Origin of the sequence: Paenibacillus chartarius (assembly GCF_042432825.1) — a bacterium.
GTDB lineage: Bacteria > Bacillota > Bacilli > Paenibacillales > NBRC-103111 > Gordoniibacillus > Gordoniibacillus chartarius.
In genome coordinates, this window is the sequence record NZ_JBHLWN010000105.1 from 13,299 (window position 1) to 34,166 (window position 20,868).

The following is a 20,868-nucleotide window of genomic DNA, read 5'->3' on the forward strand; positions in this document are numbered from 1 at the left end:
TACTAAGTGCAGTTATTAACTTTGACTTGCCCGTATAGCCTGATCGAGATCATACAAAATGTCGTCAATCGCTTCCGTGCCGATCGACAACCGAATCATACCCGGGCTGACGCCCGCGTTCAGCTGCTCTTCTTCGGCAAGCTGCTGATGAGTCGTGCTGGCCGGGTGGATGATCAGCGACTTCGAATCGCCGACATTGGCCAAGTGAGAGAACAGCTTGACGGCATCGATGACTTTGCGGCCTGCGTCCACCCCGCCCTTAATGCCGAAGGTGAGTATCGCGCCCTGCCCTTTAGGCAAATATTTGCGCGCAAGCTCGTACGACGGGTGACTTGGCAAGCCGGCATAGCTCACCCAATCGACCGCTTCGTGCTCCTCCAAAAATCGGGCAACCCGGAGCGCGTTGGAGCTGTGCCGTTCCATTCGCAGATGAAGCGTCTCCAAGCCCTGCAGCAGCAGAAACGAATTGAACGGAGAAATGGACGCCCCCATATCGCGCAATAGCTGAACACGCGCTTTGATGATGTAGGCGATCGGTCCGACAGCGTCGGTATACACGACTCCATGATAGCTCGGATCCGGCTCCGTCAAGCCTGGGAATTTGCCGCTCCCCTTCCAGTCAAACCTGCCGCCATCAACGATGACGCCGCCGATGGAGGTGCCGTGACCGCCGATGAACTTGGTCGCGGAATGGACGACGATGTCGGCTCCGTGTTCGATTGGACGCAGCAGGTACGGACTTGGGAACGTGTTGTCGACGATCAGCGGGATACCGTGCTCATGAGCGATTGCCGCAACCGCCTCGATGTCGAGAACGTCGCCTCGCGGGTTACCGATCGTTTCGGCGTAGAGCGCCTTCGTCTTGTCGGTGATGGCGGCCCGGAAATTCGCCGGTTCGCTGGAATCGACAAACTTGACGTGCACACCGAGCTTCGGAAGCGTCGTCGAAAACAAGTTGTATGTACCGCCGTACAGCGAGGAGGAAGCGACGATCTCATCTCCCGCACCGGCGATATTAAGAATCGAATACGTGATCGCAGCTTGTCCGGAAGCTGTAGCAAGGGCTGCAGGCGCACCTTCCAAAGCTGCGATCCGTTTCTCGAAAACATCCGTTGTCGGGTTCATAATCCGGGAATAAATGTTTCCGAACTCCTTAAGGGCGAACAAATTCGCCGCGTGCTCGGAATCGCGGAATCCGTAGGAAGTAGTCTGGTAGAGCGGGACAGCGCGGGCTCCCGTGGTCGGGTCGATTTCCTGGCCGGCGTGAATAGCCAGTGTTTCAATCGATAGCTTGCGTTCCTCTGTCATGCATTCATTCCTCCTCTTAGGGCAGGCCCTGGATAAAGACTCTATTATTTTCTCACAATTGCCAACAATTGAAAAGCGATATTACGAGCTTCCGGCCTTGACGAAAGGTCTCAGCTTTTCGAAGACCTTATCGCCGATCCCTTTCACATCCTTCAGCTGTTCGACGCTTTGAAACGCACCGAGCTTGCTGCGCAGCTCCAGAATCGCTTTCCCTTTGCTTTCGCCGATACCAGGCAGTGTAAGCAGCTGCTCCAACGTAGCTGTGTTGAGATCGAGCATACCGTCCGCTGCGGCTGCCGGGGCCTCCTTCTTCCCGTCGTCCTCCGAATCGCCGACCGCTTTAGGAAGAGCCTCCACAGGCAGCGGAGAGGGGGTTTCCTCTTGCTGCAGCAGCGCCTCCATTTCTTCATTATAGGCTTCCCGCGGCGGCTCCGGCGGCGTCGCTTGAAGAACGCCGTACAAACCCGTTCCACCGACGGCGAGCAGAAATGCGGCTGCGACAATCGTTTTTTTGCTCAGCATAAGCATCTCCTTCCATAAACCTTCATATTTGATCGGCCACTTACATATACATGGTGATCAGTAGGGAACTGCTCTCATGACGTCTGTCAGGCGGAGTTTACCCGAATACTATGTGCCTGGTAACGGGAGGGGTTCTAGGTGAAAGCAGGATTCATAGGAACGGGGAGCATGGGTAGCATCTTGATCGAAGCCTTCATCCAATCCGGGGTGCTGAATCCGGAGCAAATCATCGTGGGCAACCGAACGGCTGCCAAGGCTGAGCGGCTCGCCGAAGCATATCCCGGAATGCGTGTAGCGGTATCAAATGCGGAGCTTGTGGAAGAGAGCGACCTCGTATTTCTGTGCATTAAGCCGTCCGAATATAAGTGCGTTATCGACGAAATCAAGGATGTAGCACAGCCCGGACAAATCGTGGTTTCGATAACAAGCCCCGTATTGATCCGACATCTGGAGTCCCAGCTAACCTGCAAAGTGATGAAAATGATTCCGAGCATTACGAACTATGCGCTTAGCGGTGCCACGCTGATGATTTTCGGCGAAAGGCTCAGCGACAGCGATAAAGTGATGCTCGAGAACATGCTGGCCCATATTTCGGCTCCGATCGCCGTAACGGAGGAATACACCCGCATTTGCTCGGACTTGTCATCCGTCGGTCCCGCGTTCCTTTCGTATTTCGTCCAGCAGTTCATCGATGCGGCGGTTGAGAAAACCGGCATTCCGCGCGGCGTCGCAACGCAGCTGGCCAGCGAAATGGTGCTCGGCACCGGCAAGCTGCTGACGACCGGCGGCTTCGACCCGGTCTCGCTTCAGAAGCGCGTCACCGTCCCCGGCGGCATTACCGAAGCCGGACTGCGGCTGATGGACTCCGAGCTGGACGGCATGTTCGATCGTCTCGTCAAAGCGACCCATGCGAAATACGACGAAGATGTGGAAAAAATCGAAGCGCAATTCGCCGCAGCGAAAGAACGGGCCTAGCCGGCCGCAACAGCCCGACAAAACGCAAAGCGGCCGTACCTTCCCTCAGTAGAGGGTGGTTCGGCCGCTTTCGGTGCTTCCGAGAGCGCTGCTGCAATTCGTTATCCTACAACAATATTGACGAGCTTGCCTTTAACCGTAATCACTTTCCGAACCGTCTTGCCGGCGCTGAGCTCCTTTACCCGGTCGAGTCCGAGCGCAAGCTCTTGCATCGCCGCTTCGTCGAGATCGGCAGCGATCTTGACACGGTCGGCGATTTTGCCGTTCACCTGCACGACGATCTCGATCTCGTTATCGACGGTCCAAGCTTCATCGTATTGCGGCCAAGGCACGTACGTAATCGACTCCGTACCGCCGAGCTTCTCCCACAGCTCTTCCGCAAGGTGCGGAGCGATCGGAGACAGCATCTGCACGAACTGCTTCATCGCTTCCAGCGGGAGCACTTCGGTTTTGTACGCTTCATTGACGAAAATCATGAGCTGCGAGATCGCCGTATTGAATCGCAGCGCCTCATAGTCCTCCGTAATTTTCTTCACGGATCGATGCCACGTGCGCTTGAACGCCTCGCTGCCCATCGTCTCCTCAGCCGATATGCGCGGCGAGAGCTGCCCGTCTTCACCGACAAACAAGCGCCAAACACGGGCGAGGAAGCGGTAAGCCCCTTCGACGCCGTTCGTGTTCCACGGCTTCGTCGCTTCGAGCGGGCCCATGAACATTTCGTACAGCCGAAGCGTATCCGCGCCGTATTTGCCGACGATATCGTCAGGGTTCACGACGTTGCCGCGCGATTTGCTCATCTTCTCCATGTTTTCGCCAAGAATCATGCCCTGGTTGACGAGCTTATGAAACGGCTCCTTCGTCGCTACGACACCGATATCGTACAGCACCTTATGCCAGAAGCGCGCATACAGCAGGTGAAGCACGGCGTGCTCGGCGCCACCGATGTACAAATCGACCGGCAGCCACTCTTTCTGCTTCTCCGGCGAGCACAGCGCATCGTTGTTGTGCGGATCGATGAAGCGCAAGTAATACCAGCAGGAGCCCGCCCATTGCGGCATCGTATTCGTCTCGCGGCGCGCCTTCATGCCGGTTTCCGGATCGACCGTATTGACCCACTCCGCCACGTTGGCGAGCGGCGACTCGCCGGTTCCGGACGGCTTGATTTCGTCGACCTCAGGCAGCAGCAGCGGCAGCTCGCTCTCCGGCACCGGCTTCATCGTGCCGTCCTCAAGATGCAAAATCGGAATCGGCTCGCCCCAGTAGCGCTGGCGGGAGAACAGCCAGTCGCGCAGACGGTACGTAATTTTGCCTTGACCGCGGCCTTCCGCTTCGAGATGCTCGATCATCTTGGCGATTGCAGCTTCGTTCGTGAGGCCGTTCAGGAACTCGGAATTCACATGCGGGCCGTCGCCGGTGAACGCTTCCTTGCTCACGTCGCCGCCCTGGACGACCTCCACGATCGGCAGGCCGAACTTCGACGCGAACTCCCAGTCTCGCTCGTCGTGACCAGGTACCGCCATAATAGCGCCCGTGCCATAACCGCCGAGCACATAGTCGGCGATCCAGACCGGAACCTTCGCGCCGCTGACCGGATTGATGGCATAAGCACCGGTGAACACGCCGGTCTTATCCTTGGCGAGATCCGTGCGCTCCAGATCGCTCTTGCGGGCTGCAGCCTCGCGGTAGTCGACGACAGCTTGCTTCTGCTCCGCCGTCGTAATGACGTCGACCAGCTCATGCTCCGGTGCAAGCACGCAGTACGTCGCACCGAACAAGGTGTCCGGACGTGTCGTAAACACCGTCAGCTGCTTGCCGGCGTGCCCGTCGATGTCGAACCGCACCTCGGCCCCCTTCGACTTGCCGATCCAGTTGCGCTGCATATCTTTAATGCTCTCGGACCAATCGAGCTCTTCGAGGTCTTCGAGCAAGCGCTCCGCATACTCCGTAATCTTCAGCACCCACTGGCGCATCGGCATCCGGATGACCGGGAAGCCGCCGCGCTCGCTCTTGCCGTCGATGACTTCTTCGTTCGCCAGCACGGTGCCGAGCTCCGGACACCAGTTCACCGGCACCTCGTCCACATAGGCGAGTCCCTTCTTGTAGAGCTGGATGAAAATCCACTGCGTCCACTTGTAATACTCCGGATCGGTTGTGGAAATTTCCCGGTCCCAGTCGTACGAGAAGCCGAGCGACTTGATTTGGCGGCGGAAATTATCGATGTTTTCCTTCGTAATATCGCGCGGGTGGCGGCCTGTCTGGAGCGCATACTGCTCCGCCGGCAAGCCGAAGGCGTCCCAGCCCATCGGATGAAGCACGTTGTAGCCGCGCATCCGCTTGTAGCGGGAGACGATATCGGTTGCCGTGTAGCCTTCCGGATGGCCGACGTGAAGCCCTGCACCGGACGGGTACGGGAACATGTCGAGCGCGTAAAATTTCGGTTTGTCCGAGCTGTCGAGCGTACGGAACGTCTTCTTGTCGTCCCAATACTTTTGCCACTTCGGCTCGATGGAGAGCGGGTTGTAGCCTTGCCCTTCTTTGATTTCCTGCTGATCTTGAGTCATGACGACGAATCCTCCCGATTAGGTCTGAAAAACAACAAAAAACCTCGCATCACCAGCGTCAATAAACGCTAGGGACGAGAGGTTCTTCCTTCCCGTGGTACCACCCTGCTTAACGACCGACACGCGAAGCTTGCACGCTTGCGATGAGGATCGTTCACTCCAGCTGCCCTTAACGCAGGCGAAACGGTTCGGCTCAGCTGCACGCAGCAGGTTCACCTAACGGCTCCAAGGCGAGTTCGCCAACGCTCGTATACCGGCTTGCACCTGATCCGCCGGCTCTCTGCGATACGTTCGTGAGCTACTGCTCCTCTTCAACGCCATGTTTTGTCAGTATTATATGTAAAATGCCGCAGCTCTGTCAAGAGCCGCCCGCCTGTCGTTATTTGACCGCCGTAAAAAACGCCCTCTCCGATTCCTCCGTCGGCGCACGGCCGGTGAAGTCCGCCGTTAGCCGTATGTCCCGAAAGCCGGCACGCTCCAGCTCCTCCGCAATCCAATCGAGCGGATAGGCCCGCTGCACATGCGTCTCCTCGAAGCGGCGGAACAACCCGGAAGCCTGCTCATGGAAAAACGTAATGCTGTGCTCGATCTGACACCGCTCCTCCTCGAATACGCAAGTCCAGATATAAGCGATGTCGTCTTCGTCCAGCGTGAACGGCTGCGCGGCCGCGTATTCCTCCAGCTGCCGGGGCGTATGCACATCGAATGCAAGCACTCCGCCGGGTGCAAGATTGCGGTAGGCTGTACGAATCGTCGCGACGATGTCGGCTTCCTCCGTCAAATAATTTAAGCAATCGCAGAACGAAATGACGGCGTCAACCGGCTCGGCGGCCGCCCAGTCCCGCATGTCCTGCTGCTGCCAATCCACGAAGACGGCCGCAGAACCGGACTGGGCCGCCTCCAGCTTGCTCTGCGCCACGGCCAGCATTTGCTCCGACAGGTCGATGCCGGTCATCCGGTAGCCTTTGGCTGCCAGCGGAATGGTTAATGTGCCTGTACCGCAGCCGAGATCGACGACCCGCCGCGGGCGTATCCCATAAGAAGCCCAGGCGCTTTCCGCAAAATGCAGCCAATCGGGATAAGGCATGTCGGCCATTAAACGGTCATATACAGATGCGAATTGCTCGTAAGACATAGCGGGAGAACCCACTCCTTCGTAGAAGCTGCCAGCCAAAGTATAGCGAGAAACTTACAGGCATCGGAGCAGCGGAGAAGAACCCGGAATCGAGTCCGGGTTCTTCGCGTTACGGCTGCTGCGTGCTGCTGTCTGTGACCTCATCCGCCGCAGCCAAATGGGTCCAATTGCCTTTTTGATAAACGACCCGGTCCCGCAGCAGCTTGCCCAGCGCCCTCTTGAACGCCGATTTGCTGATGCCGAACTTGGCTGAGATGACGTCGGCCGGCGTCTCGTCCGAATACGGCATCGCCCCGTTCGGCCGGGCCCGCAAAAACGCGAGCAGCTTGTCCGCATCTTCATCGCGGCCGAGCTCTTTCTGCTGCCGCAATGACAGATTGACCCGACCGTCCTCGCGGACGAACGTCACCCGGACTTTCACGACTTCCCCGAGCCGCAGCAGCCGGGAACGCTCCGGTGCCGGGATGAACCCGATCACGCCGAAGCCGACGACGCCTCCGTCGCAGACGACGAACGTTCCCATTTGCAGCGGCTTGTATACGCGGGCCTCGACCCAGCGCCCCCGCCACGCGCTTGGCGCCGGGAAGCATTTCGGCACAAGCTCCGCTTCGCCCGCCAGCTTGGCTACGAGACGGCCCTGTTTGTCATTGTCGAGAGTTACGAACACCGAATCGCCGACCTGCGGGCGCAGCTCCTCCAGCTCGGGAAGCTCCGAATACGGCAGCAGCAAATTGCGGCCGAGACCCATCTCCAGAAATACGCCGTAGCGCGGATGAATGTCGACGACTTCCAGCAGGCCGACATCGCCGCGCAGCAGCTTCGGCCGGCGCATCGTCGCCGTAAGCCGGTCTTCCGTATCATAGTAAAGAAAGACGTCCAGCGGCTCGCCGATTTCAATCGGTCTTGTCACTTCGCTATAGTGCAGCAGAACATCCTGATGTCCGTCGGTCAGAAAATAGCCGTTCGGCGAAACTTCCCGCGCCACATCCAGCGATACGACATCACCGGCGCGCAGTCTCGGTACCCCGCGTGCAGGTGCGTTTGGCCGGGCGGCTCCCGGACGGCCGCGCGAATCGGCGCCGCGGCTGCCCTCCGCTCGCTGCGGACCGCGGCTGACATTGTCCCGGAAATTTTGACGGCCGCGATCCGGTGCGGACGAACGCGGCACGTCCTTGTTCATCCGCTCGTTCGTTCTGACAAATTTGCTGGCGCCGCGGTCCTGACGACCTTCCCAGCGCCCGCCGCCGCTGCGTGTGCCGCCGTCCGTCATACCCGCTCCACAACCTTCGCGTCCGACCAAAGACGCTCAATGTTGTAATACTCCCGGTCGTCCCTGTGGAACACATGCATGACGACGTCGCCGATATCGACGAGTACCCAGCGAGCCGTATCGAGACCTTCGATACCGCGTACGCGTGCTCCCGTCTCCTCTGCGCGCTTGCGCGCTTCATTCACGATCGCCTGCACCTGCGTCTCCGAGTTGCCATGGCAAATAACGAAATAGTCGGCAATGAGGGAGACTCCCTTCAAATCCAGCGCCACTACGTCATATGCTTTCTTATCTTCCGCTGCGTCCACCACCAGGGACAATACATGCTCCGGGGTTTGGTTCATTCGATCAGCCTCCAGCTTGTTTAATTTCCATTAATAATCCGTTACGCGCCGATACGGTCAAAGGATAAATCCGTTTGCCTTGCTCCAGCAGGAACGAAATCGTCGAATCGAAGCCTGCCACAAGCGCTTTCTCAACATTATGTTCGGCGATTTCCCGGATCTTATGCACAGCTGGAAAATCGCGGCCGGGCTCGATATAATCGGCCAAGCAAACGATTTTGTCCAGCAGTGTCATCTTTTCGCGTCCCGATGTATGATACAAAATCGCATCCAGCACCTCACGATCGTTGACGCCGAACTGTTCACGGGCTACGACGACGGCCGCCGGGGCGTGCCACAGCTCCTTCTCGTACTCCAGCATATCCTGGGGCAGTTCCGGATCGCTTCGAACCGTCTCCGCCTGCTTGTCGACCGGCCAGTACTTACACACATCGTGAAGAATGGCGGCCAGCTCCGCTTTGACCGGATCCGCCCCAAACCTCCGTGCAAGAATAACCGACGTCTCCATGACTCCCAGCGTATGCCGCCAGCGCTTATCCGGCATTTGGGCCTGCACGGCCTCCATAATCGCTTCACGACTCCGGTTCATACAACCCGTTCCCCTCTATGTAACGATATACGGCATCCGGCACAAGATAGCGGATCGAGCGTCCTTGCCGCCTCCGTTCCCGGATATCCGTGGATGAAATATCGACAAGCGGCATCGGCACCATCGTCAGCGCCCGCCGCAGCGGATCCGGCAAGCCTTCCGCAGCATTCGGATAGCCCGGACGCTGTAACCCGACAAACCGAATCTGTTCAACGATTTCATCGATTCGATGCCAATTCGGCAGGTATGCGACCATATCGCCGCCGATAATGAAGGAAAATTGCGTGTCGGGAAAGCGCTCGCGCAGCAGCAGCACCGTATCGATCGTGTACGATACGCCTCCCTTACGCAGTTCAAGATCGCAGCCGCGCAGGAAGTCATTCCCTTCCGCCGCCGCCACCGTCATCCGCCAACGGTGCTCGCCATCCGTAGCCGCCCCTTGCTTGTGCGGCGGGACGCTTGCGGGCAGCAGCCAAACCTCGTCCAAGCCCGCTCCTTCGCGTGCCGCCTCCGCGGCAAGCAGATGACCGGTATGAATCGGATCGAAGGTGCCTCCCATAATGCCGACGCGCCGCGGGCGCTCTCCCTGCTCCCGCACTCCTTCGGGCGTTATCGAGTCCATCCTATCAACCGCCCCTCCCATGGGCCGTGTTAATGCGGCAGCTCAATCGTCTTATGATCGCGGGACTCCTTGTACAGAACGATCGTCCGTCCGATCACTTGCACAAGCTCGCAGCCGGCGCCGTTAGCGAGCTCTTCCGCGATATCCTCGCGGTCGTCGTCGTTGTTGTTCAGCACCGATATTTTGATCAGCTCGCGCTTCTCGATCGCTTCCTCAATATGCCGAATGATATGTTCGTTGACGCCGCCCTTGCCGACCTGAAAGATCGGATCCAGGTGATGCGCCAGCGAGCGCAAATATCTTTTCTGTTTCCCTGTTAACATGAAATTAAGGCCCCTTCTCTCGTTCGATTGCTAAAGTCGTTACCCCTGATGGCCGAGAGCTTCAAGCACCGTTTGCCGCATCGCCGCTACGGGCGCCGGACGGCCGGTCCAATACTCGAAAGCATATGCCCCTTGGTAAATAAACATGCCGAGACCGCCGTGCACCTTCGCACCCCGCCGCTCGGCTTCCGCCAGAAACTTCGTCTTCAGCGGATTGTAAATCAAATCGCTGGCCACGAGTCCGCCGTGCAGCAGCTCCGGATCGAGCGGGACGTCGTCCACGTTCGGATGCATCCCCGCCGACGTCGTATTGACGACGATGTCGGCGTCCCGGACGGCCGCTGCCGCGCCGTCCATCCCGGCTCCGGCGCAATCGGCATAGGCCGACAGCGCCGCCGCCAGCTCCACCGCACGCTCCGCCGTGCGGTTCACGATGCGCAGGCTCGCCACACCCTCGCGAGCCAGCGCATAGCCTACCCCGCGCGCGGCGCCGCCTGCGCCGAGCAGCACGACCCGTCGACCGGCCAGCTCGAGGCCGTTCTCCTCCTTCAGTGAACGCACGTAGCCGATACCGTCGGTATTGTAGCCGACGAGCCGGCCGTTATCGTTCACGATCGTGTTGACGGCGCCGATCACCTGCGCGCCTTCGTCCACTTCGTCGAGGTATTGCATGACCTCGACCTTATGCGGGATCGTCACATTGACCCCGCGATACCCTAAAGCCCGTATGCCGCGGACGGCGTCGCCGAGCGCGCCGGGCGCAACGTGAAACGCCGCGTACACGGCGTTGATCCCGCTCTCGCGGAACGCCCGGTTCAGCATGATCGGCGACTTGGAATGCCGCACCGGATCGCCGAACACCCCGTATAAGATCGTGTGGCTGTCAACCGCAAATAGCTGCTCTCCCATACAGCTCCGCTCCTCTCATCTCTCCCCTAATATCGCTAGCCGCGCCTGCCCGGCATGGACAAAGCGCATTCCCCTAGATCAGCGCTTCCCTGGCAATGACCTTAACGCCCTTCGGCGCATGGACGACCAGCTCCGCGCCCGTCTCGCTGTTCAGCTTAATCCAGCCGAGCCCGGAGATGAGAACATCCTGCTTGACGCCTTTCGGGATATGCAGCGCATGCTTCACAAGAGGCGGCAGCGACTCTGCATCCGCCTTACTCGGCGGCGCCAGCAGCTCGCCGAGATGACCGGCATACAGCTCGTCGGCGCGATCGAGCTTCGTCCGGTGCACCGTCAGCCCGCCCGCCAAATAGATCGTGAACGACTGATGCGCCCCGCGCACGAAGTCGAACCGCGCAAGCCCGCCGAAGAAGAGCGTCTGCTTCTCGTCGAGCTGAAACACAAGCGGCTTCAGCTGCTTGTCCGGCATGATCCGCGCCAAATCCCGCTTGGCCACAAGCTCCGTCAGCCGATGCTTGTAGACGATCCCCGGCGTATCGATCACATAATGGCCGTCATCCAGCGGTATCTTCACCATATCGAGCGTCGTCCCCGGGTATTGCGACACCGTAAGCTCCGATTCCAGATCGCTGAAATCGGAGATCAGCCGGTTGATCAGCGTCGATTTGCCGACGTTCGTCGCCCCCACGACATAGACGTCGCGTCCGTCGCGGTGCTCCCCGATCGACGCGATCACCCGGTCGAAGCCCATGTTCTTCTTCGCGCTGCACAGCACGACGTCGACCACCTTCAGGCCCAGCTGCTTCGCCTGCCGCTGCACCCAATTCACGATCCGGTTCAGGTTCGTCACCTTCGGCAGCAGATCGATTTTGTTCACGACGAGAATGATCGGGTTGTCGCCGACAAAGCGCGGCAGCCCGGATATCATGCTCCCCTCAAAGTCAAAAATATCGACGATATTGACGACCAGCGATTTCGTGCTGCCGATATGGCCCAGCAGCCGCAGGAAATCGTCCTGATCGAGCGTAATCCCCGATGCTTCGTTGTAATGCTTAATGCGGAAGCAGCGCTGGCAAATGACAGGCTCCTTCTCCAATGCCTTCTGCGGCACGTAGCCGAGCTTGGCCGGATCTTGCTGCTGCAGCTTGACGCCGCATCCGGCGCAGTTCAGCTGCTCTTGGTCTTGCTTCGTTGCGATATCGGTCATAGTGACGTGTTTATGCCTCCAGCGTTATTTTCTCATCCAATAGAGTGCAACCTTCTCCAGGCGGCGATTCACCGCTTTCGTAAAAAAGCCTTCGTCCCCAAGCGAAATCGGCTTCACCAAAATCGTAAACAGGCCCATCCGGTTACCGCCCAGTACATCGGTCATCATTTGATCTCCGATCACGCACGCCTGCTCCGGCTTCAAGCTCATGAGCTGCAGCGCCTTGCGGAACGCCTGGTTCGTCGGCTTGCGCGCGCTCGGAATGAACGGAATGGCGAGCGGGTCCGCAAACGTGCTGACCCGGGCATGATGATTGTTGGACACAATCACGACTTGAAAGCCCTTCTGCTTCACAAGCTCCAGCCAGCCGATCAGCTCCGGCGTCGCATGCGGGTCTCTCGCCCCGACAAGCGTATTGTCCAAATCCGTAATAATGCCGCGAATGCCGGCCTTGTACAGCTCGTTCAAGTCGATATCGTATATCGTCTTCACTTGCAGACGGGGAGTCAGCTTATTCAGCAAGGTCCGTTCACCTCAAGCTCTTCCTCATTGTATGGGAAAATGATACCACAGTTGCGTGGCGCGAGCAAAAGCATATCGTGCATGAGTTTCAAACGAAAAAACCGATGTCCCGCAAGGACCGCATCATGCGGCCCGCGAAACCATCGGTCGTGAGCTTACTTTAACTGCATGCGCAAATGCTGCATCGTTCGGACGGCAAGCTGATAGTCTTCCTCTCCGACGGTCCCTTTGCCGTACTTCGCCCGTTCGAACAAACCGAGCAGCACTTCGAGGTCGTCGGCAATCCAGCGGCTCTTCGCCATCCAGCGGGCAAACGATTCGCGCAGCGTTTCGTGCTCCTGACGGCGGTAGCCCTTTCGCTTGCAGTAGCGCAGCAGCCGTTCGAATTCGATGACGACGCGCTGGCTGAAATCGACGGGCTCCGGCTTCTTGCGGCGCAGCTGCCGCTTCAGCCAGCCGGTTCTCCACAATACCGCAGCAAGCGCGGCCAGAACGGCCGTGATGCCGCCGGAGATGCTCAGCGCGAGTACCGGCGTACCGGTTTGCTCTTGTTCGGCCGCCGGAGCAGGAACGACCGGCTCGGGCTCGATCTCAGGAAGCGGCTCGGAGACCACTTCCGGCTGAATGAGCGGCATGGCGAAGCCGGAGGTAGGCTCGAACGGAATCCAGCCATAGCCCGGGAAATAAACCTCCGCCCAAGAATGGGCATCCGAATTGCGGACGGTGTACGTCCCGGAATCATCAATCATGCTGGGCAGAATGTTTCCAAGCAGCCCTTGGCTGATCTCATCCTGCAGCGATGTCGTGCCGGAGGAATAGCCTTTCACCCACCGGGCCGGAATGCCCAGCGAGCGGGTCATGACGACCATTGCGCTCGAATAGTAATCGCAGTACCCTTCCTTCAATTCGAACAGGAACCGGTCGACAAAATCTTCGCTGCGGCCCTTGGATTCGTCCGGCGTGTTCGTATACTTGAAGTTCATGTTTAAGTACTGCTCCAGCTTCTTGACCTTCTCGTAAGGCGTCGCCGCATCCTGCGTAACTTGCTCGGCCAGCGTGCGAACCCGCTGCGGGAGTCCTTGCGGCAGCTGGAAATATTCCGGCAGGGCTGCGCGCAGACTCGAATCGATGACCACTTGCTTGAGCTGCTTCTCGTCGACGATCGGCACCTGCGAAACGACCGTGTACTGCTTCGGATACGTCGTCCGCTCGCCGCGGAACCGCAGCTCCGATTGCTCCGACGCCCATAACACCGGGGCCGGCTCGGCGCCGCCGTTAATTTCCTGCAGCTGCTGGGCCGTTTTGGCCGCGAACAGAACGGGAAACGATTGACCGTCGTAAAATTTGAACGTTTGGACGACTTCCTTCGTCTGGACGAGCGACGTATCGATCCTCGATTCCGGCCGCAGGGCACTGCCTACCCGCGCATTGGTCACGCTCGCACGCCGTTCCGAGTTCGCCAGCTCCCAGCCGCTTCCGTTATACACCGATCTTGTCTCTCCGCGCCAATAACTTTTTTCCGTCGTATCGACCGTAAACACCGGAGTATAATCGAATCGGAAGCCGCCCCCCAAATCCCGGTCATTGCGGCCGTAACCGGAGGACGTATCCTGCGCCGGCGCTACCCAGTCGCTGATTTCTCCTTTGCTGGCCAGCAGCACCGCTTCGCCTTTCGCATGCTTCCAGGCTGTGTACGGGTCCGTCAGCAGCGGTTGAATCGTCGGTGTGTACACCCCCAGCAAAACGACGGCGGCCATCATCATGACGATCGGCATGAGTACGGCGGAAGGATACTGAGCGATGTGCTCCCAGCTTTTCGGCGCTTTGCGCTGAAACTCGGCAAAGTGCCGCAGGATCAGGAGCATCAGCCCGCAAAACAACACCATCGCAACCTGGGGCCATAAGACAAGCGTACTGAACGAATCGCGGATGCAGAAAAATAATATCGTTGCGATCATCCAAACGTATATATTGCGCTTTTGCTTCGCATACCAGTTCGCGAACACATAAACGATGCAGGCGCCGAAGCTGAACCAAACGTACGGGGTCATTTGGGCGAGCAAATAACCTAACCAGCTGCCGAACGCGGCGAACGAATCCGGCAGCTGCGAAATCGCCAGATTCGTCAATAACGCATTATGCACAAAGAATGTGGCGATCATCAGAACGGTTCGCCAGCGCCATGACAGCTTCGGTATCATCAGCACGAATGCCGTTACGGCAAGCGTCCACTCGACGTGTACGACCGTCTCCGGCCACCACATCGCTTCCTCTTTGCCGGCCCATAAAACATATTGCAGCAGGAAGAGACCGACTAAAGCAATGTGAACGGCCCGTCCGAACCAATTGAACGATGAGGCGAGCGAAGAACGGATTCGATCAGCCACTTTGTTTCCCTCCTCCCAATACGGCAGGCAGATCGTGCAGGCGGGTCACGGCATATCCCAAATAACCTCGGGCCTGCAGCTGCTTGATCCAATCGCCCTGCGGCTCGGCGGCGGCAGCGCTGCGTCCGGACGTCTTGGCGGCCTTGCTCCCGGCCGCCGGCACGACAGGATCCGAACTGATCCACATATGGCAAGGATTCATCTGGCGCTGCTCGAGCCAGCCGAGCGTCTTCATCATCGGCGTCCCTTTGCCCGGCGTCACAAGCACGAAGAACGTCCCCGGCGTCCAGTGCTGGGACCGGTTTTGCAGCACCTGCCCGATGGAATGCTCGCCGTCCGCGTCGACGGAAGTCAAATGGTTCATCACCTGATGCAGATGCTGCACCCCGAGCTTCGGCTCGATCATCACATAGTCCGAACCGACGGACAGGAGGCCGATCGCCAGCTTCTTCGCAGCGGCGTATTCAAACAGCGAAGCGGCGATCGATACGGCGAGCTCGAACTGATCCGGGTGCGAATAGGCGTCGGCGTGACGGTCCAGCACGATGATCGTTTTCGGCAGTGACTCCCGTTCGAATTCTTTCGATTTCCAGGTGCCGGTCTTAGCCGTCGCATTCCAGTGAACCCTGGACAGCTTATCGCCGTAAATATACTCCCGGACCCCGTTGATCTGCGTCGTTTCGCGAAGCGCCCTCGTTGTCGTCGCATGCATCTGCATGCCTTTAATCATCAAATGATATTGATTCCATTCCGGAATCGCCACCGTCTCCGGGGTAACCGTTACGATCCGCGACAAATCTAGAGTCCCTTTGTGCTGGAACAGGCCGAATACGTCTTCCGTAACGCAATCCGTATGCCCGAACCGGTATATCCCTCTCTTGAGCGGGGCGGTCACATATTCGATCTCGCCGCGGCGTTTCCAGTCCAGCGTCAGCGTGCCTTCATAGGCCTGGCTGTCCCCGTCATGGCGGGTGATCCGGTCCCGGATCAGCATGTACGGAATCGGCCACAGTCCCGGAACCTGTACCCGCACTTGTACGGCAAGCGACTGGCCCGCCCGCAGGCGGGCTTCCTGTTCGTGCTCGGGAAAGCTGCGCACGCCGGAGGCGCTTCGAATGCCGCTCCAGCGTCCCAGCACCAAATACAAGCATAGCACCGTAACCGTTACAAACAGCAGCGTCGCCAGCTTCCCGCCCTGAAAAACAACAAAGAGAAGGCTGCAAACGAAGGTGATCGTTACGTACCAGTACGGTATCGTCCACTTTGGTTCTTGCGGTCGCAGTTCCGGCTGCCCTTTCATCCGATCACTTCTCCAATCGGATCGGCACCGGCACGGATTGGAACACTTTTTCGAGCACGGAAACGGAAGTGGCTCCTTCCATGATCGCTTCCGATTTCAGAATCAGCCGGTGGCCGAGTACGTAAGGTGCCAGGAATTTGACATCGTCCGGGATGACGTAGCCGCGCCCCTGCAGGAACGCGTACGCTTTACACGCCTGAACAAGCGAGATCGTTGCCCGCGGACTCGTTCCCAGGAACACGGACGGGTGCTCGCGGGTGGCGCGCGCGATAGCGACGAGATAAGCGACGACGGCATCGTCGATATGGATATCACGCGCTTGCTTTTGCATCGCATAGACGTGTTCGGCGTCCGTCACCGCTTCGATGCTTTCGAGCGGATGCTGCTTGGATTGCGACAGGATCATCTTCTGCTCCGTCTCGGCGTCGGGGTAGCCGAGGCTGAATTTGAACATGAACCGGTCGAGCTGCGCTTCGGGCAGCGTATACGTCCCTTCGAAATCAATCGGGTTTTGCGTCGCCAGCAGAAGGAATGGAGTCGGCAGCGGATGCAGCTCGCCGTCAACCGTAATATGGCGCTCCTCCATCGCCTCCAGCAGGGCGGATTGCGTCTTCGTCGTGGCCCGGTTGATTTCGTCTACGAGCAAAATATTGGTCAGCACCGGACCCGGACGGAACAGAAACTCCTCCTGCTTCGGGTGGTAGATCGACACGCCGGTAATATCGGTCGGCAGCAGATCCGGGTTGCATTGAATACGCCGGAACTGGCCGTGAATGGATTTGGCAAGCGCTTTAATCAATACGGTTTTGCCGGTACCCGGGACATCCTCCAGAAGCACGTGACCGCCGGCTAACAACGCTGTGAGAAGCAATTGAATTTCATGGCTCTTCCCTAAAATGCAAGATTCGAGGTTGCGCTGCATCTGAGCAAGCGCTTGCGTGTGCGCGACTGTGGTTTCCATCGGAGATCCTCCCAAGTTGAGGTGAACTAAAAAGACGAAAGTAGATATAATTTTAATTGTACAGGAAATCCGACGCTGACGTATACTTGTAAAAATACTAAATTTTCTTGGTATTAATTACATCCGTTAGCGAACGGAAAAAACGCAAAAAGGCCCGCCGGAAAATCCGGCCGACCTACTTATACGAAAAGCGGACGCAAAAGGTTGCAGCGGCTCATCCTCTAGGTCTGGCAACGACGGCGGCCAAGAACGAGAAAATGATCGCCGCCGATATGCCTGCGCTCGTCACCTGAAAGATGCCTGTAATAATGCCGATCGGGCCGTCCTTGTTCAGTTCCCGGATCGCCCCGTGCGTCAGCGCGTTGCCGAAGCTTGTGATCGGCACGGTGGCGCCTGCGCCGGCAAATTTGACGAGCGGCTCGTACCATCCGAAGCCGTCCAGCAGCGCCCCTATAACAACGAGCGTCGTCATCGTATGCGCCGGGGTCAGCCTGCCCACATCCATCATCAACTGGCCGACGACGCAGATGGCTCCGCCTACGATGAAGGCCCAAACATAATCCATAAACACCGGCTATTCCTCCTTCATTTCAATCGCAACCGCATGAGCGATGCATGGAATCGTCTCTCCCTGCTGATAGGTCAGCGGAGAATGCAGCGATCCCGTAGCTGCGACCAGAATCCGCTTCAGCTCGCCGCGGCGCATCCGTTTCAGCAAATGGCCGTAGGTAACGGTCGCCGAGCAGGCTGCGCCGCTGCCTCCGGCCTGAACATCGGTTTTCTGCTTCTCGAGATCGTAAATTAACATGGCGCAATCCTTATAATCCGTCTGCCCGATCGGAATGCCCCTTTCCTTGAACAGCTCGATCGCGATAGCATGTCCGACCGACGCCAAGTCGCCGGTCACGATCAAGTCGTAATAGCCGGGCTCCCTGTTGAAATCGCGCAGATGGGCCGCGATCGTATCGACGGCGGCAGGCGCCATGGCGGCTCCCATATTGTTGGGGTCCTTTATCCCCATATCGACGACTTTGCCGATTGTCGCCCCTGTTACGACAGGTCCTTCCCCCGATGGCGCAAGCACCGCCGCACCGGCTCCCGTTACCGTAAATTGAGCGGTAGGGGCTTTCTGGGCGCCGTATTCCGTCGGATAACGAAATTGCTTTTCCACGGAGCTGTTATGGCTGCACGTGCCGCACATCGCATAGCGGGCATGATTGGTCGATACCATAAGGGCCGCCAGCGCAAGTCCTTCCATCGACGTCGAGCATGCGCCGAAGATGCCCAGATACGGAATCGACAAATCGCGTATGGCGAAAGTATTGGAGATGATCTGGTTCATCAAATCGCCGCCGACATAAAAGCTGATCTCGTCCTTCGACTTTCCGGCATGCTTCATTGCCAGCTCGGTCGCTTCCCCTAGCAGCTTGCGTTCCGCACGCTCCCAGCTGCTCTCCCCGATCAGCGACTCGCTATGTACGCGGTCGAAATCGTTCGCGATCGGGCCCTTTCCTTCCTCAGGACCGACAACCGTTCCGGTGCCGATAATTACGGGAGCTTGCTCAAAGCTCCAGCTCTGTTGACCCTGCAGCATGTTTCAGCCTCCTAAACCAAAGATCCAATACACGATGCCGATGAAAAATGCAGCGACCACCCCATACGAGATGACAGCTCCGGCCAATTTAAACATTTGGCTGGCAACTCCAAGTACGAAGCCTTCCGATCGGGCTTCAAGCGCCGCAGAGCTCATCGAATTCGCGAACCCGGTTACGGGAACGGCCGTTCCGGCTCCCGCCCATTGCGCGATTTTATCGTATACCCCGAAGCTGGTCAGGACGACCGAAATGAAGATGAGCACTGCCACGGTCGGGTTGCCGGCCGTTTCCTCGGTAAATCCGAAGTAGGTCTGGAACAGCTTCATAAGTGCTTCTCCAAATGTGCAGATGGCACCTCCGACGAGAAACGCCAGCGTGCAATTGCGCCCGACCGAGCGTTTCGGCTCCATTTTCTTGGCTAAATCCTGATACTGCTTCTGCTGTTTCGTGAAACCGCCCTTCGGCTTGGCCGCCGTGGTCATACAAGGTCCCCCTTTGATTCGACTTCCATAGGTCTATATTTTGCAAATGGAGGCGGGTCTATTTGTACTGAACGTTGGAAAACAGAGACAACGCCAAAAACACCCGCCGGGTGCGCGGTCAGCGGCGCCGGCGGGTGCAAGGTAATCCTGTTGTCCGGTTACATAAACAAAGCCAGTATGGCGGACAATAATACAAATAAGACGAGTACCAACCATAGAAATTGGTTTTTGGTCATGAAGGCGCGCTCCTCAAATTCGATCTTGTTCTGTATGTATGCTATGTTCCGGAAGATTGTCTTGTGCAAGGGCGCAAGCAAGGCCAGGCGCACCGTTGCCCGGCCTTCAATCAACGCTGCCTTATTCATCAGGCTGTCCCGAAGCCCGGCGAAGCGCATTCGCCAGCCGGTGAAATTCTTCCCGTGCGGCCGGCACGTCCGTTGCGAAATAGGCTGCGGACAAAAACGCGATCAGCTTGTTCGCATCTTCCACACTCATTACAGGCATCGTATCGGCACCTCCAATTATGGCGTCATAATGATATTGAACCGTGTTGACGACATCCTGCCAGCTTTTTCCCCAGCTTTTGATATAATCGATCGGATCGGAATGAGTCGTACCTCCGAGATAGCGCGTCACTTCGTAATGCGACCACAGCGTACCGCTTCCGTCCGGTCGCGCCGTCGTCACCCCCAGCCCCCTCAGCGCCAAATAATATGCGGCACGCTGGCACCAAGCGTCGAAAGATCTGGCGAATTGCTCGGCTGTCTTGTTCGAGCACAGCTCCAGATGGATAAACCGCGGGTTGGCGTTCGGACCTGCACCGTAAGCCAAATAATCGGGATTGGCGACCTGGATAATCTCGTTCGGATCGATAAATTCATGTACGAATGCATTTTGGAACGTTCTCGCTTCATAGGCCCGTTCGGAACGTGCCGTATCGTTCGGATTTGCCGTCTGGTGCATTACGACTCCCTCCCAGCGGCCGACTCCGCCGCGGTAAGGAATTTGCGGCAGACCCGGTATCCAGTCTACAATTACTGGATAGAGCGAATAAGCGCACATGACTGTCACCTCCTCCGACCAGCTTATAGCCAGCATATGTGAGAGCAGGTACGAGTGTGCAGGCGAGATCGCACATCCATAGAGGAGGACATGGGAAGGTGAATCATAAGCGGCTGATCGAGTACGGACTTGAATTTCGCGCAACAAGCCTGAGGTATCCGTTTGACCCGGATTTGGCCGTTCTGTATGTGCGCGAGAAAATGTTTGCCTTGTTCGGCACACGCGGCGGCGTGGAAAGCGTCAATTTGAAAGCGGATCCCGAGGAAGCGTGGCTGCAGCGGGAAACGTACCCGGGCTCCGTTCTGCCGGGCTGGCATATGAACAAGCGCCATTGGAATACGGTGCTTCTGGACGGGACAGTTCCGGACGAGGTGGTGACGGCTATGCTGGAGGAGTCTTATCGGCTTGTTGTGGCGAAGCTTCCCAAAGCCGACCGGGAAATTTTGGGGCTATGGCTGGATACGGGCGCGGCGAAGCAGAGATAGACGAATAGAAGGAAACGGCATGCCTCCGACCAAGAGAAGCATGCCGTTATTCGTATCCCGGCGCCATATTACTTGCCGCGCTCTGTCTTCCGTTCCTTCGCATGCGCCGTATGCTCGTCCCCGACCAAATCGTGCTCGACTTCGTCGACCATGGCTTCGACCCATTCGCTGACCGAATCGAGCGGGCCGATGTCCTCGTTTTCCGGCGGGGTCGGAATTCCATAGTTGGTCATATGCTCAAAATAGTTCGGCTCTTCCCGGTTATCCGGCACTGGAGATCACATCCTTCGCATGGAGAGTGTAGAAGTT

At 57.9% G+C, this 20,868-nt stretch carries 22 protein-coding genes and 1 other annotated feature; of the genes, 2 read left to right on the forward strand and 20 right to left on the reverse strand.

Features of this window, described 5'->3' with window-relative positions; all coding sequences use genetic code 11:
• Positions 1–15: 15 nt before the first annotated feature.
• Positions 16–1,308, reverse strand: coding sequence for a homocysteine synthase (locus ACFFK0_RS25965; protein WP_377473426.1), 1,293 nt, complete (start codon positions 1,306–1,308; stop codon positions 16–18).
• 81 nt (positions 1,309–1,389) lie between these two features.
• The gene (locus ACFFK0_RS25970; RefSeq protein ID WP_377473428.1) at positions 1,390–1,830 is read right to left on the reverse strand and encodes a ComEA family DNA-binding protein; all 441 of its coding nucleotides are present in this window, start codon (positions 1,828–1,830) and stop codon (positions 1,390–1,392) included.
• A gap of 138 nt (positions 1,831–1,968) precedes the next feature.
• Here ACFFK0_RS25970 and comER point away from each other — a divergent pair, with 138 nt between their 5' ends.
• Entirely contained in the window at positions 1,969–2,805 is an 837-nt protein-coding gene (gene comER, locus ACFFK0_RS25975; protein ID WP_377473430.1) for a late competence protein ComER, read from the forward strand.
• A gap of 101 nt (positions 2,806–2,906) precedes the next feature.
• On the opposite strand, the gene leuS is transcribed toward comER, so the two are convergent.
• From leuS to ACFFK0_RS26060, 17 genes are all read right to left on the reverse strand, one after another.
• Complete coding sequence (gene leuS, locus ACFFK0_RS25980; protein WP_377473432.1) at positions 2,907–5,366, reverse strand: leucine--tRNA ligase; 2,460 nt, start codon at positions 5,364–5,366, stop codon at positions 2,907–2,909.
• A 67-nt stretch (positions 5,367–5,433) separates the two neighbouring features.
• Positions 5,434–5,690 (reverse strand) — a binding site (T-box leader).
• 55 nt (positions 5,691–5,745) lie between these two features.
• Positions 5,746–6,501, reverse strand: coding sequence for a class I SAM-dependent DNA methyltransferase (locus tag ACFFK0_RS25985; RefSeq protein ID WP_377473434.1), 756 nt, complete (start codon positions 6,499–6,501; stop codon positions 5,746–5,748).
• A 109-nt stretch (positions 6,502–6,610) separates the two neighbouring features.
• Positions 6,611–7,516: a CvfB family protein gene (locus ACFFK0_RS25990; protein ID WP_377473613.1), complete on the reverse strand. Its 906-nt coding sequence runs from the start codon at positions 7,514–7,516 to the stop codon at positions 6,611–6,613.
• A 251-nt stretch (positions 7,517–7,767) separates the two neighbouring features.
• On the reverse strand, positions 7,768–8,115 hold the full coding sequence (gene rsfS, locus ACFFK0_RS25995; protein ID WP_377473437.1) for a ribosome silencing factor: 348 nt from the start codon (positions 8,113–8,115) through the stop codon (positions 7,768–7,770).
• 4 nt (positions 8,116–8,119) lie between these two features.
• Positions 8,120–8,704 (reverse strand): bis(5'-nucleosyl)-tetraphosphatase (symmetrical) YqeK, encoded by a 585-nt coding sequence (gene yqeK, locus ACFFK0_RS26000; RefSeq protein ID WP_377473439.1) that lies wholly within the window; start codon positions 8,702–8,704, stop codon positions 8,120–8,122.
• The gene (locus tag ACFFK0_RS26005; protein ID WP_377473441.1) at positions 8,688–9,326 is read right to left on the reverse strand and encodes a nicotinate-nucleotide adenylyltransferase; all 639 of its coding nucleotides are present in this window, start codon (positions 9,324–9,326) and stop codon (positions 8,688–8,690) included. Before ACFFK0_RS26005 ends, yqeK begins: the two co-directional genes overlap by 17 nt.
• Before the next feature lie 29 nt (positions 9,327–9,355).
• Positions 9,356–9,649, reverse strand: coding sequence for a ribosome assembly RNA-binding protein YhbY (gene yhbY / locus ACFFK0_RS26010; RefSeq protein ID WP_377473443.1), 294 nt, complete (start codon positions 9,647–9,649; stop codon positions 9,356–9,358).
• A gap of 39 nt (positions 9,650–9,688) precedes the next feature.
• Positions 9,689–10,558: a shikimate dehydrogenase gene (locus ACFFK0_RS26015; RefSeq protein ID WP_377473445.1), complete on the reverse strand. Its 870-nt coding sequence runs from the start codon at positions 10,556–10,558 to the stop codon at positions 9,689–9,691.
• A gap of 73 nt (positions 10,559–10,631) precedes the next feature.
• On the reverse strand, positions 10,632–11,765 hold the full coding sequence (gene yqeH, locus ACFFK0_RS26020) for a ribosome biogenesis GTPase YqeH (protein ID WP_377473448.1): 1,134 nt from the start codon (positions 11,763–11,765) through the stop codon (positions 10,632–10,634).
• A gap of 24 nt (positions 11,766–11,789) precedes the next feature.
• Positions 11,790–12,287, reverse strand: a complete 498-nt coding sequence (locus ACFFK0_RS26025; RefSeq protein WP_377473450.1) for a YqeG family HAD IIIA-type phosphatase — start codon at positions 12,285–12,287, stop codon at positions 11,790–11,792.
• 155 nt (positions 12,288–12,442) lie between these two features.
• Positions 12,443–14,674: a transglutaminase TgpA family protein gene (locus tag ACFFK0_RS26030; protein WP_377473452.1), complete on the reverse strand. Its 2,232-nt coding sequence runs from the start codon at positions 14,672–14,674 to the stop codon at positions 12,443–12,445.
• A complete protein-coding gene (locus ACFFK0_RS26035; RefSeq protein WP_377473454.1) occupies positions 14,667–15,974 on the reverse strand; it encodes a DUF58 domain-containing protein in 1,308 nt (435 codons plus the stop codon). Before ACFFK0_RS26035 ends, ACFFK0_RS26030 begins: the two co-directional genes overlap by 8 nt.
• 4 nt (positions 15,975–15,978) lie before the next feature.
• On the reverse strand, positions 15,979–16,935 hold the full coding sequence (locus tag ACFFK0_RS26040; RefSeq protein WP_377473456.1) for an AAA family ATPase: 957 nt from the start codon (positions 16,933–16,935) through the stop codon (positions 15,979–15,981).
• Positions 16,936–17,149: 214 nt separating this feature from the next.
• Positions 17,150–17,500, reverse strand: a complete 351-nt coding sequence (gene spoVAE / locus ACFFK0_RS26045; protein ID WP_377473615.1) for a stage V sporulation protein AE — start codon at positions 17,498–17,500, stop codon at positions 17,150–17,152.
• A 9-nt stretch (positions 17,501–17,509) separates the two neighbouring features.
• Complete coding sequence (spoVAD, locus tag ACFFK0_RS26050) at positions 17,510–18,529, reverse strand: stage V sporulation protein AD (RefSeq protein WP_377473458.1); 1,020 nt, start codon at positions 18,527–18,529, stop codon at positions 17,510–17,512.
• Positions 18,530–18,532: 3 nt separating this feature from the next.
• A complete protein-coding gene (gene spoVAC, locus ACFFK0_RS26055) occupies positions 18,533–19,012 on the reverse strand; it encodes a stage V sporulation protein AC (RefSeq protein WP_377473459.1) in 480 nt (159 codons plus the stop codon).
• A gap of 357 nt (positions 19,013–19,369) precedes the next feature.
• A complete protein-coding gene (locus ACFFK0_RS26060) occupies positions 19,370–20,074 on the reverse strand; it encodes a peptidoglycan recognition protein family protein (protein ID WP_377473461.1) in 705 nt (234 codons plus the stop codon).
• Between the two features lie 98 nt (positions 20,075–20,172).
• Between ACFFK0_RS26060 and ACFFK0_RS26065 the strand changes: the two genes are divergently transcribed.
• Positions 20,173–20,559, forward strand: coding sequence for an MmcQ/YjbR family DNA-binding protein (locus ACFFK0_RS26065; RefSeq protein ID WP_377473463.1), 387 nt, complete (start codon positions 20,173–20,175; stop codon positions 20,557–20,559).
• 68 nt (positions 20,560–20,627) lie between these two features.
• On the opposite strand, the gene ACFFK0_RS26070 is transcribed toward ACFFK0_RS26065, so the two are convergent.
• Entirely contained in the window at positions 20,628–20,831 is a 204-nt protein-coding gene (locus ACFFK0_RS26070; RefSeq protein WP_377473465.1) for a hypothetical protein, read from the reverse strand.
• Between the last annotated feature and the right edge of the window lie 37 nt (positions 20,832–20,868).